This window comes from Lentzea alba, assembly GCF_047445655.1.
Classification (GTDB): domain Bacteria; phylum Actinomycetota; class Actinomycetes; order Mycobacteriales; family Pseudonocardiaceae; genus Lentzea; species Lentzea alba_A.
Genome location: NZ_JAJAEG010000020.1, coordinates 114617 through 128220 on the forward strand (window position 1 = coordinate 114617; position 13604 = coordinate 128220).

General features: G+C 68.9%; 14 protein-coding genes. 4 read left to right on the forward strand and 10 right to left on the reverse strand.

The genetic code is table 11. The features are described from left to right. The first annotated feature begins 31 nt into the window (after window positions 1–31). On the forward strand, window positions 32–415 hold the full coding sequence (locus tag LFM09_RS30805) for a DUF5319 domain-containing protein (protein ID WP_166044613.1): 384 nt from the start codon (window positions 32–34) through the stop codon (window positions 413–415). Window positions 416–1334: 919 nt separating this feature from the next. Here LFM09_RS30805 and LFM09_RS30810 read toward each other — a convergent pair. The 5 genes from LFM09_RS30810 to LFM09_RS30830 all read right to left on the reverse strand — a co-directional run bounded on the left by LFM09_RS30810 (window position 1335) and on the right by LFM09_RS30830 (window position 5617). Further along, window positions 1335–2210 (reverse strand): anti-sigma-D factor RsdA, encoded by an 876-nt coding sequence (locus LFM09_RS30810; protein WP_414100079.1) that lies wholly within the window; start codon window positions 2208–2210, stop codon window positions 1335–1337. Further along, window positions 2211–2783: a sigma-70 family RNA polymerase sigma factor gene (locus tag LFM09_RS30815; protein WP_030471987.1), complete on the reverse strand. Its 573-nt coding sequence runs from the start codon at window positions 2781–2783 to the stop codon at window positions 2211–2213. It lies immediately after the preceding gene. 311 nt (window positions 2784–3094) lie between these two features. After that, the gene (locus LFM09_RS30820; RefSeq protein ID WP_030471988.1) at window positions 3095–3691 is read right to left on the reverse strand and encodes a response regulator transcription factor; all 597 of its coding nucleotides are present in this window, start codon (window positions 3689–3691) and stop codon (window positions 3095–3097) included. 81 nt (window positions 3692–3772) lie between these two features. Beyond that, entirely contained in the window at window positions 3773–4666 is an 894-nt protein-coding gene (locus LFM09_RS30825) for a hypothetical protein (protein ID WP_414100080.1), read from the reverse strand. A gap of 12 nt (window positions 4667–4678) precedes the next feature. Continuing rightward, window positions 4679–5617: a MerR family transcriptional regulator gene (locus tag LFM09_RS30830; protein WP_414100133.1), complete on the reverse strand. Its 939-nt coding sequence runs from the start codon at window positions 5615–5617 to the stop codon at window positions 4679–4681. 180 nt (window positions 5618–5797) lie between these two features. Between LFM09_RS30830 and LFM09_RS30835 the strand changes: the two genes are divergently transcribed. Further along, complete coding sequence (locus tag LFM09_RS30835) at window positions 5798–6094, forward strand: WhiB family transcriptional regulator (protein WP_112262300.1); 297 nt, start codon at window positions 5798–5800, stop codon at window positions 6092–6094. A 68-nt stretch (window positions 6095–6162) separates the two neighbouring features. Here the strand turns inward: LFM09_RS30835 and groL are convergent, their stop codons facing one another. After that, complete coding sequence (gene groL / locus LFM09_RS30840; RefSeq protein WP_414100081.1) at window positions 6163–7788, reverse strand: chaperonin GroEL; 1626 nt, start codon at window positions 7786–7788, stop codon at window positions 6163–6165. Between the two features lie 80 nt (window positions 7789–7868). Beyond that, on the reverse strand, window positions 7869–8162 hold the full coding sequence (gene groES / locus LFM09_RS30845; RefSeq protein WP_030471993.1) for a co-chaperone GroES: 294 nt from the start codon (window positions 8160–8162) through the stop codon (window positions 7869–7871). Window positions 8163–8335: 173 nt separating this feature from the next. Here groES and LFM09_RS30850 point away from each other — a divergent pair, with 173 nt between their 5' ends. Together LFM09_RS30850 and LFM09_RS30855 are read left to right on the forward strand one after the other, a co-directional pair. Continuing rightward, window positions 8336–9841 carry an alkaline phosphatase D family protein gene (locus tag LFM09_RS30850; protein ID WP_414100082.1) on the forward strand — a complete coding sequence of 502 codons (1506 nt, stop codon included), beginning with the start codon at window positions 8336–8338 and terminating at the stop codon, window positions 9839–9841. A 46-nt stretch (window positions 9842–9887) separates the two neighbouring features. Then, the gene (locus LFM09_RS30855) at window positions 9888–11411 is read left to right on the forward strand and encodes an alkaline phosphatase D family protein (protein WP_414100083.1); all 1524 of its coding nucleotides are present in this window, start codon (window positions 9888–9890) and stop codon (window positions 11409–11411) included. On the opposite strand, the gene tsaD is transcribed toward LFM09_RS30855, so the two are convergent. Genes tsaD through tsaB form a run of 3 tightly spaced genes read right to left on the reverse strand, consistent with a single transcriptional unit; the run spans window position 11408 to window position 13591 of the window. Continuing rightward, on the reverse strand, window positions 11408–12463 hold the full coding sequence (gene tsaD, locus LFM09_RS30860; protein WP_414100084.1) for a tRNA (adenosine(37)-N6)-threonylcarbamoyltransferase complex transferase subunit TsaD: 1056 nt from the start codon (window positions 12461–12463) through the stop codon (window positions 11408–11410). The two genes, LFM09_RS30855 and tsaD, sit on opposite strands and share 4 nt — an antisense overlap. Continuing rightward, window positions 12456–12914: a ribosomal protein S18-alanine N-acetyltransferase gene (gene rimI, locus LFM09_RS30865; protein WP_414100085.1), complete on the reverse strand. Its 459-nt coding sequence runs from the start codon at window positions 12912–12914 to the stop codon at window positions 12456–12458. The genes tsaD and rimI overlap by 8 nt, the downstream gene beginning before the upstream one ends. After that, window positions 12911–13591, reverse strand: a complete 681-nt coding sequence (gene tsaB, locus LFM09_RS30870; RefSeq protein ID WP_414100086.1) for a tRNA (adenosine(37)-N6)-threonylcarbamoyltransferase complex dimerization subunit type 1 TsaB — start codon at window positions 13589–13591, stop codon at window positions 12911–12913. Before tsaB ends, rimI begins: the two co-directional genes overlap by 4 nt. Window positions 13592–13604 lie beyond the last annotated feature (13 nt).

Sequence of the window (13604 nt, forward strand, 5' to 3'; positions counted from 1 at the left end):
CGTGGGGGTACGGCGGGTACCGTGCGGGGTCGTGCCGCACGACGCGTTGCCACCAGACCCCTTCGAGGGCGACCCCGAGGACCCCGCGCTCACCCTCGGCGAGCCGGACCACGACCATCCCCCGATGGACGAGGACGAACGAGCGGAGCTGGTCAGCGACCTGAGCGACCTCGCCGTCTACCAGGCCCTGCTCCAACACCGAGGCGTCCGCGGCATCGTCGTGGACTGCGGCGAGTGCCAGGAACCGCACTACCACGACTGGGCACTGTTGCGAGCCTCACTCGAACAACTCCTGGCCGACGGCCGCATGCGCCCCCACGAGCCGGCCTTCGACCCGGACCCCGGCGCCTACGTGAGCTGGGAGTACTGCCGCGGCTATGCGGACGGCGTGACCGCAACCGAGTCGGCCCGCTGACCGCTGCCACGACCGAGCCGGGTGTGAGGTCTCAGACACGGTGAGACTGCGCACGCACCCGCCACAGCTACAGCGGCCTCGACGTGTCGACGCCCCGGCTGGCGTGGCGAAGCGAGCCCGAAACGGCCTGCTGCCACGCAGGGCAATGGCGAAGCCGAGCCGCCCTTCCGCAGTGGCGAAGCGAAGCGAGCCCGTAAGGCCTGATGCCGCGCTGAGCTGCGGTGATAACGGCCACCGACGGTGCCAACGCGCCCACGCACGACGGCGATTGGGGCTTGACTTTGGGTTCGAGGCGCTACCTTCGCGGATCGGCCGGGCGCTCTACATGCCCAGCTTTCAAGGCCGACCAGCGCCTAGTAAGGGCCCCGAAGTCAAGCCCCAATCGCAATCGTCGCGAAGCGGCGATGACGCAACCAAAGCTCGTCCAAGGACCCGCCCGGCCACGCACGCAAGGCGACCGCCCGCACGCAAGACGACCCCTCCGCTGGAACGTGACCAGCGCACGCAAGCCGACCCGCCCACCAGGGAACCGGCGCCCGCCAACGCAAGCCAACCCACCTGCTCGGCTACCGCGGGCCGACCAACGCAAGGCGACCACCAGCCCCGCCACTGCACGCCCAGCCACTGCACCCGGCAACTGCGCACCGGCCCATNACCAGGGAACCGGCGCCCGCCAACGCAAGCCAACCCACCTGCTCGGCTACCGCGGGCCGACCAACGCAAGGCGACCACCAGCCCCGCCACTGCACGCCCAGCCACTGCACCCGGCAACTGCGCACCGGCCCATGGCCCCAGGGCGTGGACCCCGGGCCGTACACATTCCACCTGACGTGTGACACCCAAGACATGTGAACGGCCCCTGACCTCGAAAGATCAGGGGCCGTTCACACACCGTCTCAGTAGGCCTCAGCGGCCCAACTCAGTTGGAACCCTGCTGCCCGGCCTCGCCACTGGACCCAGGCGACTCAGACCCGGGCTCCGGCGCGGGCGGCGGAGGTGGCGGCGGCTCGCCGTTGGAGGTCGGGTCCGGCGGTGGCGGGGTCGACGACGTCGTCGAAGGCGGCTCGGACGTGGGCGGCTCGGACGACGGGGTCGTCGGCTGCGAAGACTTGGTCGGCCTCGGAGGCTTGGTCGACGTGGTCGGGTCCGGCGTGGTCGGCGTCGTGGCCGAGGTGTTGGTGTCGAGTTCCTGCTCGAGCTGCTTGTGGTCCTGCTCCAGCTCGGCCTTGCCGTCGGCGGTGGACACCGAGCCCAGGCTGGCCTCGACCTTGTCGAGCTTCTCGCGGGCCTCGTTGACCTTGCCCTCGCGCAGCGCGAGGCGTGCGGAGTCGAGGTCGCTGCGGACCACGGCGGCTGCTTCGATCGACTTGGCGTGCTCGGAGTAGAGCACTCGCGTCAGGCCCCAGAGTGCGTCGCCGGGCTGGGCGTCGCGGGCCACCAGGCTCACGCCGGTGAAGGCGATGGCCAGGACCGCGGCGGCGCTCGCCAGCGGGATAAGGAAGCGGTGCCTGCTCACCGGCTGCGGGCGGGCAGCCTGGATCGTGGCGATCGCGGTGTCGGTGTCGACGAGCTCGCCGAACGGCTCGGTCTCCACCTCGTGCCGCCACGCGAGCAGCAACGCGTTCAGATCGTCGTCGACCAGTGAGCCGGCCGCACCTGGCGTCGCGGACCCCAGTGCGTCCAGCAGCCTGTCATCGGCCTGTACAGCCGAAAGATCGTCTGCGACGGGTTCGTGCGGGGTTCTACCGTCCTGTCCGCGCACTTCCTCGTCGTCCTTCCCGTGCTCGTCGGCCACTCAGACCACCTCCTCCGCTGCCAGCGACTTGCGGAGCCGAGCCAGCGCACGGTGTTGCGCCACCCGGACCGCACCCGGCGTCGAACCGACCGCCTCGGCAGTTTCCTCGGCGGAAAGCCCGACCACCACCCTCAACAGCAGGATCTCCCGCTGCTTCTCCGGCAGGACGCGCAGTAGTACGGCCATCCGATCGGAGAGTTCGCCCTGCATCGCCCGCTGCTCCGGACCAGCCTCGGTCTCCGGCGCGTCGGGAACTTCGGGAACGGGCTCGGAGCGGTTCCTGGCGGCAGACCGATGTGCATCGGCAACCTTGTGCGCCGCAATCCCGTACACGAACGCGAGGAAGGGCCGACCTTGGTCGCGGTAGCTGGGCAATGCCGTGAGCACCGCGAGACACACCTCCTGGGCCACATCGTCCGCCGAAGCGAAGCTCCGCTCCTGCCTTCCAACTCTGGCGCGGCAGTACCGCACCACAAGAGGACGAATGGAGGCCAGCAGGCGTTCGATCGCCTGGCGGTCGCCGTCGACGGCCGCGCCCACTTCGGCGTCCAGTCCGTCCCCCAAGTTGGTCATCGCAGACAACAGCCCTGGTGTTACTTGTTGGCGTACCGACATGAAACAGCACGAGTCACTCACGGCGACTCGTTGCAGCAGCACTCACCGTACCGGTCTTCGCGCCGTCTGTTCATCAGTGGGGTATGGACACCCCCTGTGACCAGCCGACACGCCCGAACGGCTGCAGCCCGGCGACATTGTCACCGGGCTGGGCTAATTGCGCGACCTGAAGGACCACCCGCTGGGCAGGTGAGCCGTCTCACGCCACCGGCCCCGCTTCCCCACATGCGGCATATGAGGACGCGGGGCCGGTGCGGCGAGGTCGCGAACTACTGGACGAGACCGCGCCGGAAGCCGTGTGCGACCGCCTGAGCGCGGTCACGAACACCGAGCTTGCGGAAGAGACGACGGGCGTGCGTCTTCACCGTGTCCTCCGACAGGTAGAGCTCACGGCCGATCTGGCCGTTGCTCTTGCCCTGGCTCATGCCGCGCAGCACCTGGAGCTCGCGCTCCGTGAGCTGCACGCCGGGGTCGGAGGGCTGGCGCGGTGCCGGCACCGAGGTGCTGGCGAGCGTGTGCGCGAGGGCTGCCACAAGCTCGGGACGCGACGCGTCCCACCTCAGGTAGCCGCGAGCACCACCGGCGATCGCGGCGGCGATGCTGCCGGCGTCGTCAGGTGCTCCGAACACGATGACGTTTGCCTGCGGATTTGCGGAGACGAGCCGACGGGTAGCTTCAACCCCGGTCGGGACGGCGCGCTGGGTTCCCACCAGCACAACGTCGACCGGCTGCCTTGAAAAGCGAGCCAACAACTCGTCACCGTGCGCTACGCAGTCGATGCGGCTAACCCCGGGGACAGCCGACATCACGCGGGTGAGACCCTCCCGCACACTGCGCCGGTCGTCGCAAATAAGGACCGTGGTCACGGGGACTCCTTTCCTGCAGCCGAGTGACGTTCCATCTCCCCTATCGGACGCTCGTGGCCCAACCTTGACACGATCCGGTGCTTAATCCGTCAAGAAGTTCGCCTGAGGGTCTGCGTTCGGGGGTTCCCCGGAACGGAGCAGCCCACTCGGCACCCACGGGGAATCAAGAGCGACCTGACGGCTGACGGGATCAGCTCTCCGTAACACGCAGCTCAGAGCCTTCGTCGCCCGGTCGATGGCGGTTGCGCCCACCGTGGTGGCATGACCCACCAGGACAAGAGCGCTCGGCCAGATCAACGGATGAAGCCCCTTCGTGACACTGTGATTTAGCTCACACTCGACCAGTTCAACCCCTCTTGTCGACCCGTCGGGTGTCCCCCACACGACCAACGAGGTCCCCAGAACGAGGGCCGACTTGAGCTCGTGGCGAAGGGCCTTTCTGCTCGTCGCTACGCCGTACGCCTCCTCTGCGGGGGCCACCGCGGCGTGCGCCTGACCGGAGGCGAGCTCAACCTCAGCGGTTACCCATCCCTTCCGGACGTCACTCCTCCACGAGGCCGTCTCAACTCGTGCGAGCAACCTGCGGGCCTCGTCGAGGCGTTGAGCACCCAGCGAATCGGCGGCGAGACCGAGCAGAGCATCCGTTCGGGCACCGTCCGCGTCGATCCCGTCCGGATCGCCACCGCCGGTGGTCCGAACGCGCGCAAGGGCGGCGCCGTCGAGCGCGCGGGCGAGGTGATGAGCCCCGAGCTGGCGGTGGTGCGATGCCCGAGTCGACAGCGCCAACGACGCGATCACCGGGTCGGGGTCGTGACGGAGCGCATCCAGCACGGTGGCCGCGGCCGCGTAGTGCCCCTGACCGCCGAGGACGACGGCGGCGAGCCAGCGCACCCGCGAACTGGAGGACGACAGCGCGGACCAGACGTCGCGATCGGGTGAGTCACCGAAGGCGGCTCGGCGCAGCTCCTCTTCCACCGGCGAAGTCTGTCAGGTGACCGCGGCCTCGACGGCGGCGACAGCGTCAGCGAGGTCCTCCACGCGTTCGGCAGGAGCGGTGACCACACCCCGCCGCCACCCCGGCCCGCCCACGAACACCCGAACCTGCTGCCGGGTGCGGGGCAGCGCGGCGATCACCCCCGGATCGGCGTACCGCGGCAACTGCGCCCACAGCACCACCGCCGAAGGAGCGGTCCGGCGCACAGCAGCGGCCAGAGCGTCGAGAGGCAGCGCCGCCCCGAGCTGCCTGACGACCACACCGCGATGAGCCAGCTCGGCAGCCAACGGGTAGAGCGGAAGGTTGTGCCTCTCCTCCGGCATGCACGCCAGCAACACAGGCCGATGGTTGCGCCCGAGAGTGACCAGCGGCGTCGCGCGCACGAACGCTGCAAGCACGCACTCGTTGAGAAGGTGCTCCACCTCGACGCCGGCACCGGACAGCTGCCACCGCGCGGCAACGGCGGTGAGGGCCGGCCGCACGACCTCGTTCCAGGTCGCGATCACCCCGTCGGAGGCCAGCGAGTCGGCGAGCATCCCCTGCACGGCGATGGAGTCCATCGCGACCGCCGCCCGGCCGAGCCCACGCGCCAATCGAGACGCTCCGGGCATCTTCAATCCACGACCACCCGTTGGTGCGACGGGCACCTCTCCGTGGGTCATCGAAGATTTCGAGTCCAAAGCGAATCTGGCCGCTTCGGCCGACGACGCGCCACGAAGAAGAGCGCGCTGCATCAATTCCAGGCGGGCTACGTCGCGTGGCCCGTATTTGCGGTGCCGCCCGATGGTGTGACCGCTCGGCCCGAGCCCGTAGCGGCGGTCCCAGGTGCGCAGGGTGGCCGGAGCCACGCCGAGTCGCCTGGCCACCGCGGCCACTGAGAGAAGGGGCTCACTCGTGTGACCACCGGCAGATCTGTGCTCCGGATGTGTCATCACGAGAGCCATGTTCCGTTCACCTCATCCGGGCGGCAACTCCGGGCGGTGAGTGATCGAACACGCGTGCCGTCACCCATCAGTTGATAAGGGTCTTCAGCCTCTTGAACAAGTTTTGACGCGGTTCTACGGTGGATCATCGTTAAGCCGAATGGAGCAGTCGTCACGGAGGCGGTCTCGATGGCGGACACCCGAAGGCTCCCCGGTCCCAACGCAGACTTGTGGGACTGGCAGATGCGCGGTTCGTGCCGGGGTATGGACAGCGCGTTCTTCTTCCACCCGGACGGCGAACGGGGTCCGGCGAGATCCCGCCGGGAAGCTCGAGCCAAGGCAGTCTGCCTCGCCTGCCCGGTGCTGGAGATGTGCCGCAAACACGCGCTCGCCGTGCAGGAACCGTATGGAATTTGGGGCGGGCTCTCGGAATCGGAGCGCGACCACATCATCAAGGCGCGCAAGCGCCAGCTCGCAATCGTTTAGGCACAAAATGCCATGAGGGTGACATTCATGGACCTGAGGTCCATGAATGTCACCCTCATGGCTTTAACTCAGTGGCCGTGCCCGTGGCCGTGGCCGTGGCCACCGGCGGAGGCAGGCTCGTCCGCCTTCTTCTCGACGATGGCGCTCTCGGTCGTGAGCACCATGCGCGCGATGGAGGCGGCGTTGGCGACAGCGGAACGCGTGACCTTGACCGGGTCGATGATGCCCTGCTCCAGCAGGTCACCGAACTCGAGCTTGGCGGCGTTGATGCCGAAGCCCCAGTCACCCTCGCGGACCTTGTTCACCACGACGGCGCCTTCGAGGCCGGCGTTCGCGGCGATCCAGAACAGCGGCGCGGACAGGGCCTTCGCGACGAGCGCGACACCCGTGGCCTCGTCACCGGTCAGGCCCAGGCCGCCGTCCAGCACCTTGGAGGCGTGGACCAGCGCGGAACCACCGCCGGGCACGATGCCCTCCTCGACCGCGGCCTTGGTAGCGGCGACCGCGTCCTCGATGCGGTGCTTGCGCTCCTTGAGCTCGGTCTCGGTGGCGGCGCCGACCTTGATCACGGCGATGCCGCCGGAGAGCTTCGCGAGGCGCTCCTGGAGCTTCTCGCGGTCCCAGTCGGAGTCCGTGGCCTCGATCTCGCGGCGCAGCTGCTCCGCGCGGCCGGCGATGTCGGCCTTGGTGCCGCCGCCGTCCACGATCGTGGTGTCGTCCTTGGTCACGACGACGCGACGGGCGGAGCCCAGCTGGTCGAGCGTGGTCTCGGACAGCTTCAGGCCGATCTCCGAGGAGATGACCTCGCCACCGGTGACGACCGCGAGGTCGTCCAGGAACGCCTTGCGGCGGTCACCGAAGAACGGCGCCTTCACGGCGACGACCTTCAGGGTCTTGCGGACGGCGTTGACCACCAGCGTGGACAGGGCCTCGCCCTCGACGTCCTCGGCGACGATCAGCAGCGGCTTGCCGGACTCCGCGACCTTCTCGAGGATCGGGAGGACGTCGGCCAGGGCCGAGATCTTCTCGCGGTGCAGCAGGATGCGGACGTCTTCGTAGACGGCCTCCTGCGCCTCGAGGTCGGTCGAGAAGTGCGTCGACACGTAGCCCTTGTCGAACTGCACACCCTCGGTGATGGCCAGCTCGGTGGCGAGCGTCGAGGACTCCTCGACGGTGATCACGCCGTCCTCGCCGACCCGCTCGATGGCCTCGCCCAGCAGCGCGCCGATCGACTCGTCCCGCGAGGAGACGGTGCCGACCTGGGCGATGTTGTCGCGGCCCTTGACCGGGGTGGCCTTGCCCTTGAGCGCGTCCACGACGGCGTCGGAGGCGGCCTGGATGCCACGGCCGAGCGCGGTCGGGTTCGCACCCGCGGCGATGTTGCGCAGGCCTTCCTTGACCAGCGCCTGCGCCAGCACGGTGGCGGTGGTGGTGCCGTCACCCGCGACGTCGTTGGTCTTGGTGGCGACCGACTTGGCGAGCTGCGCGCCGAGGTTCTCGAACGCGTCGTCCAGCTCGATCTCACGAGCGATGGTCACACCGTCGTTCGTGACCGTCGGGCCACCGAACTTCTTGTCGAGGACGACGTGGCGCCCGCGCGGCCCAAGGGTGACCTTGACCGTGTCCGCGAGCTTGTTCACGCCGCGCTCGAGCGCCCGACGAGCGTCCTCGTCGAAGCTGATCTGCTTGGGCATTTAACTCAAAGCCTCTCTGGGTAGCGAAACGCCCCGGTAGCCCCGGATGGGGCGCCGGGGCGTCAGGCATGACTGTCGTCTTAGTTGACGACGGCCAGCACGTCGCGAGCGGAGAGGATGAGGTACTCCTCGCCGTTGTACTTGACCTCGGTGCCGCCGTACTTCGAGTAGATGACGACGTCGCCGACGGCAACGTCGACCGGAATGCGGTTGCCCTTGTCGTCGATGCGGCCGGGGCCGACCGCGAGGACCTTGCCCTCCTGGGGCTTCTCCTTCGCGGTGTCCGGGATCACGAGGCCGGAGGCAGTGGTCGTCTCGGCCTCGGAGGCCTGAACGACGATCTTGTCCTCGAGCGGCTTGATGTTCACGCTCACCGGGATGACCTCCACGGGTCGTTGGCAGGTTTCGTTGTTACGGCTCCTGCCACCCCGCCGTCGCGGGGGTCGGGGCGGTGCTGGTGCCGTGCAGCTAGCACTCTACCCACGAGAGTGCCAACGCTTCAACGAGACCCCCGAACCGTTCACCGGGTGGGAGCCGTATTCAGGGCATGCCCACCTTGACCCGCCGCACGCTGCTGCTCGCCGGCGTGGCGGGAGTCACAGCGTTCTCGGCCGCTGCATCCGCCCGGCCGACAGACCCTTTCACACTCGGTGTGGCCTCAGGAGACCCGACACCCGACGGAGTGGTGTTGTGGACGCGACTGGCCCCCGAACCACTCGCCGAAGACGGTCTCGGAGGCATGCCGAACCGCCCGATCGAGGTCCTCTGGCAGGTCGCCCACGACGAGAAGTTCACGAACGTGGTCCAGCAGAGCTCGACCTGGGCTCGACCGGAGGAAGGCCACAGCGTCCACGTCGAGCTCTTCGGACTCGAACCCGGCCGCGAGTACTTCTACCGCTTCAAGGCGCTCAACCACCTGTCCCGGACCGGTCGCACGCGCACCGCGCCCATCCAGTCCGCGCTGCACGTACCGCTGACCATGGCCTTCGCGTCGTGCGCGCAGTACGAGCACGGCTACTTCACGGCGTACCGCAGGCTCGCGGAGGACGAGCCGGACCTGGTGCTGCACCTCGGCGACTACACGTACGAGTACGAGAGCGGCATCCACGTCGCACCGCAGGGCAACATCCGCCGCGTCGAGGGACCGACGACGGTGACGCTCGCGAACTACCGCCAGCGGCACGCCCAGTACAAGGCCGACCTCGACCTGCAGGCCGCGCACGCCGTCGCGCCGTGGTCGGTGGTCTGGGACGACCACGAGATCGACAACAACTGGGCGGGCGAGCTGCCGGACAAGCCGCAGCCGGACTTCCTGAAGCGCCGCGCCGCGGCGTTCCAGGCCTACTACGAGAACATGCCCATCCGCAGGTCACCAAGGCTGTACCGGCGGATCCGGTGGGGCGCGCTGGCCAACTTCCACATGCTCGACACCCGGCAGTACCGGACGGATCAGGCCTGCGGGGACGGGTTGCAGCTCTGCCCGGAACGGCTCGCTCCGGAACGCACGATGCTCGGCGCCGACCAGGAGGCGTGGCTGTTCAACGGGTTCCGCGAGGCACCGGCGCGCTGGGACGTCCTCGGCCAGCAGGTGTTCTTCTCGCAGTACGACTACATCCCCGGCGACGTGGACAAGTTCCTGCTGGACGCGTGGGACGGCTACGTCGCCGACCGCGACCGAGTGGTGGCGGCCTTCGCCGATGTGCGCAATCCGATCGTGCTCACCGGTGACGTGCACGCGGCGTGGGGTGCGGAGGTCAAGCAACGGTGGGACGACCCGTCGTCGAAGACCTTGGCGACCGAGCTGGTGACCACGTCGATCACGTCCGGTGGCGACGGGTCGGAGGAGTACGGCGACACACCGCTGTGGCTGCGCGAGAACCCGCACGTGAAGTACTTCAACAACCGGCGCGGGTACACGCTGGCCCATTTCACGCCTGATGAGCTGCGCACGGACTTCCGCGGGGTGGACTACGTGACGCGGCCGGGTTCGCCCGTCCGCACCAAGGCGTCGTTCGCAGTGGAGGACCGCGTCCCAGGGCTTCACAGGCTTTAGGGGAAGCGTTCACCTGATATCCACCCTGGTGGGTGAGGGTCTCACCATGACTCGAGTGACGCGACGCGCACTCCTCATCGGGGGACTTGCGCTCACCACCGTCGGCGCGGGGTCGGCAAAGCTCACCGACCCGTTCACTCTCGGCGTCGCTTCCGGCGACCCGACCTACGACAGCGTGGTCCTGTGGACCCGCCTGGCACCCACCCCTCTCGCGGAGGACGGCATGGGCGGCATGCCGTCCCGCGTCGTCGAGGTGAAGTGGGAGATCGCACTGGACGAGCGGTTCCGGCTCGTCGTTCGACGCGGCAAGGCCTACGCACGGCCAGAAGAAGGCCACAGCGTGCACGTGGACGTGCGCGGTCTTCTGCCTGGTCGCGAGTACTTCTACCGCTTCTCCGCCGAAGGCCATCTCTCTCGTACGGGCCGCACTCGGACGGCGCTGGCGCCGTGGGCGGTGGGCAGCGGGCTCACGATGGCGTTCGCGTCCTGCTCGCAGTTCGAGCACGGCTACTTCACCGCGTATCGGCGGATGGCAGAGGACCAGCCGGACCTGGTGCTGCACCTCGGCGACTACCAGTACGAGTACAAGAAGGGCGTCTACGTGGCGCCGGGCGGCAACCCGCGTGACCACGAGGGCCCGGAGACCGAGACGCTCGCCAACTACAGGCAGCGGCACGCGCAGTACAAGTCCGATCTCGACCTGCAGGAAGCGCATGCCGTGGCGCCGTGGTCGGTCGTGTGGGACGACCACGAGATCGACAACAACTGGGCCGACGAGATCTACGAGAAGCCGGAGATCCCGCAGCCGAACTTCCTGAAGCGCCGCGAGGCCGCTTTCCAGGCCTACTACGAGAACATGCCGATCAGGAACAAGCCCGACGGCATCGATCTCCAGCTGTACCGCCGGATCCAGTGGGGCGGGCTGGCGAACTTCCACCTGCTCGACACCCGGCAGTACCGCGACGACCAGGCTTGTGGTGACGGGCTCAAGACGTGCCCCGAGCGGCTGAACCCGACGCGCTCGATCACCGGCGCGGAGCAGGAGAAGTGGTTGCTGGACGGCATGCGTCATTCGCGCGCGCGTTGGGATGTGTTGGGCCAGCAGGTGTTCTTCTCGCAGCTGGACTTCACGCCGGGTGCGGGCGAGCGCAACAACATGGACGCCTGGGACGGCTACGCGGCGAACCGCGACCGTGTCGTCGCCGGGTTCCGCCACACCCGCAACACGGTGGTGCTGACCGGTGACGTGCACGCCGCGTGGGGTGCGGACATCAAGGAACGCTGGAACGACCCGACATCGCGGACGATCGGCACCGAGCTGGTGTCGACGTCGATCACGTCCGGTGGCGACGGTTCGGAGGAACGTCCGGAGACGCCGGCGATCCTCGCGGAGAACCCGCACGTGAAGTACTTCAACAACCGGCGCGGGTACGTGCGGACGAAGTTCACCGCGCGTGAGGTGCGGGCGGACTTCCGCGGCTTGGACTACGTGCAGAAGCCCGGAGCTCCGGTGACCACGAAGGCTAGCTTCGTGATCGAGGACCGGAACCCCGGGCTTCAGCGCGTCTAAAGAATCTGGACCGTGCTGACCGGAAGGCCCGGCGTGGTCGAGATGTCCATCGGAGACGGCTTGGCGCCTGCCGCAACGAGGTGGGCGCCAAGTGCCGCGATCATCGCGCCGTTGTCGGTGCACAACCTGGGCCGCGGCACGCGGAGCTCGATGCCCGCTTCGGCACAACGTTCGGCGGCCAGCCCGCTCAGCCGCGAGTTCGCCGCCACACCACCGGAAATGACCAGGGTGTCGACGTCGAGGTCCTTCGCGGCGCGGATCGCCTTGGCGGTCAGCACGTCCGCGACGGCCTCCTGGAACGACGCGGCGACGTCGGCCAGCGGGATCTCCTCGCCGGCTCGTTCGGCGCGCTCGACCCAGCGGGCGACCGAGGTCTTCAAGCCGGAGAACGAGAAGTCGTACTTCGCGTCGCGCGGGCCGGTGAGGCCGCGCGGGAACGCGATCGCGCATCCGTTGCCCTGCTTGGCGAGCTTGTCGATGGGCGGGCCACCGGGGTAGGGCAGGTCGAGCAGCCGGGCGACCTTGTCGTACGCCTCGCCGGCCGCGTCGTCCACAGTGGACCCGATCTCGGTGATCGAGTTCGCCAGACCGCCCTCGACCAGCAGCAGCTGGGAGTGGCCGCCGGAGACCAGCAACGCCAGGCAGCGCTGCGGCAACGGGCCGTGCTGCAACGTGTCCGCGGCGACGTGGCCGGCCAGGTGGTTCACGCCGTAGAGCGGCTTGCCGAGCGCGGCCGCGTACGCCTTCGCGGCGGACACGCCGACCAGCAGCGCGCCGGCGAGACCCGGTCCGGCCGTGACGGCGATCGAGTGGATCTGCGAGAGCTCGACCTTCGCGGCGTCGAGCGCGCGGCGCATGGTCGGGACCAGCGCTTCGAGGTGCGCGCGGGAGGCGACCTCGGGCACGACGCCACCGAAGCGGGCGTGTTCCTCGACGCTGGAGGCGACCTCGTCGGCGAGCAGTTCGAGTGAGCCGTCCGGGCCGAGCCGGACGATGCCGAAGCCCGTCTCGTCGCACGAGCTCTCGATGCCGAGAATCAAACGGTCAGACACTTTGAGCTGGCCTTCCCATCGTGTACGCGTCGGCACCCGACGGCTGGTAGTAGCGGCGGCGCACGCCGAGGTGTTCGAAGCCGTGCGCCAGGTACATGCCGATCGCGGGCTCGTTGTCCGTGCGGACTTCGAGGTAGACCGGCACGTTGATCTCGTCGACGCGGGTCAGCAGGTCCTTGAGCAGCATCTTGCCGATGCCCCTGCCCTGCCAGTGCCCGATGACCGCGATCGTGTGGATGCTCGCCTCGTACGGGCTGGCGGCGAGCCCGGCGTACCCGATCAACTCGTCGTCGCTGTACGCGCCGATGTAGTAGTGGCCGTTGTCGAGCTCGCTGTGGAACGCGTTCTCGCTCCACGGGTCGTCACCGGGGAACAACGCCAGCTCGATCTCGTGGCACCTGGGCACGTCGGCGTGCTGCAGCGGCGCGAGCGTGACGGTGCCGGTGGTCATGCCCTGGTCACCCGCTTGCGCCCGGTGGGCTCGACCGCGTCCGGGCGGCGCAGGTAGAGCGGGGTGAGCGCGGCCGGGCGGGCCTTGGCGAGCACCTGGGCGGCCGCGGCGGCGACCAGGCCCTCCGGGCTCGGGTGCTTCGCCTGGAGGAGCTCCAAGCCGAGGATCTCCTGGTAGATCTCGGCACCCTCGCCGGTGGCGTGGTGCACGCCCAGGGCCGGCAGCTTCTCGGCGAGGTCCTGCGGGCGCTCGACGTGCGGACCGTCGGTGCGGCGGCCGGCGGCGTCGTACGCGGCCCAGTAGACCTCTTTGCGCCGCGCGTCGGTCGCCACGAGCAGCGGGTGGCCGCTGGCGGCGTCCTTGGCGATGGCGTCCGTGGTCGCGACCGGGTAGACCGGGCGGTTCAGCGCCTGGCCGAGCGCGGCGGCCGTGGCCAGGCCGACCCGCAGACCGGTGAAAGGCCCGGGACCAGCGCCGACGACGATCGCGTCGAGGTCGGCGAACGTCTTGCCGGCCTCTTCGAGCGAGTCGCTGATGTGCGGGGTGAGCAGCTCGCCGTGCGCCTTGGCGTTGAGCGTCACCCGCTTCGCGAGCAGGCGCGGCGGGGAGTCGGGCGCGAGTTCGACCACACCGGCGGTGACTGCGGGGGTGGCCGTGTCGACGGCGAGCACTAGCACGATTGTCCAGAGT

What these genes read in the sequence shown, in the direction of transcription:
- rimI (WP_414100085.1), bottom strand. Translation starts at nt 12,914, where the DNA reads ATGACCACCGGCACCGTCACGCTCGCGCCGCTGCAGCACGCCGACGTG.
- LFM09_RS30815 (WP_030471987.1), bottom strand. Translation starts at nt 2,783, where the DNA reads ATGACCAACTTGGGGGACGGACTGGACGCCGAAGTGGGCGCGGCCGTC.
- groL (WP_414100081.1), bottom strand. Translation starts at nt 7,788, where the DNA reads ATGCCCAAGCAGATCAGCTTCGACGAGGACGCTCGTCGGGCGCTCGAG.
- LFM09_RS30830 (WP_414100133.1), bottom strand. Translation starts at nt 5,617, where the DNA reads ATGACACATCCGGAGCACAGATCTGCCGGTGGTCACACGAGTGAGCCC.
- LFM09_RS30850 (WP_414100082.1), top strand. Translation starts at nt 8,336, where the DNA reads ATGCCCACCTTGACCCGCCGCACGCTGCTGCTCGCCGGCGTGGCGGGA.
- LFM09_RS30855 (WP_414100083.1), top strand. Translation starts at nt 9,888, where the DNA reads ATGACTCGAGTGACGCGACGCGCACTCCTCATCGGGGGACTTGCGCTC.
- LFM09_RS30835 (WP_112262300.1), top strand. Translation starts at nt 5,798, where the DNA reads ATGGCGGACACCCGAAGGCTCCCCGGTCCCAACGCAGACTTGTGGGAC.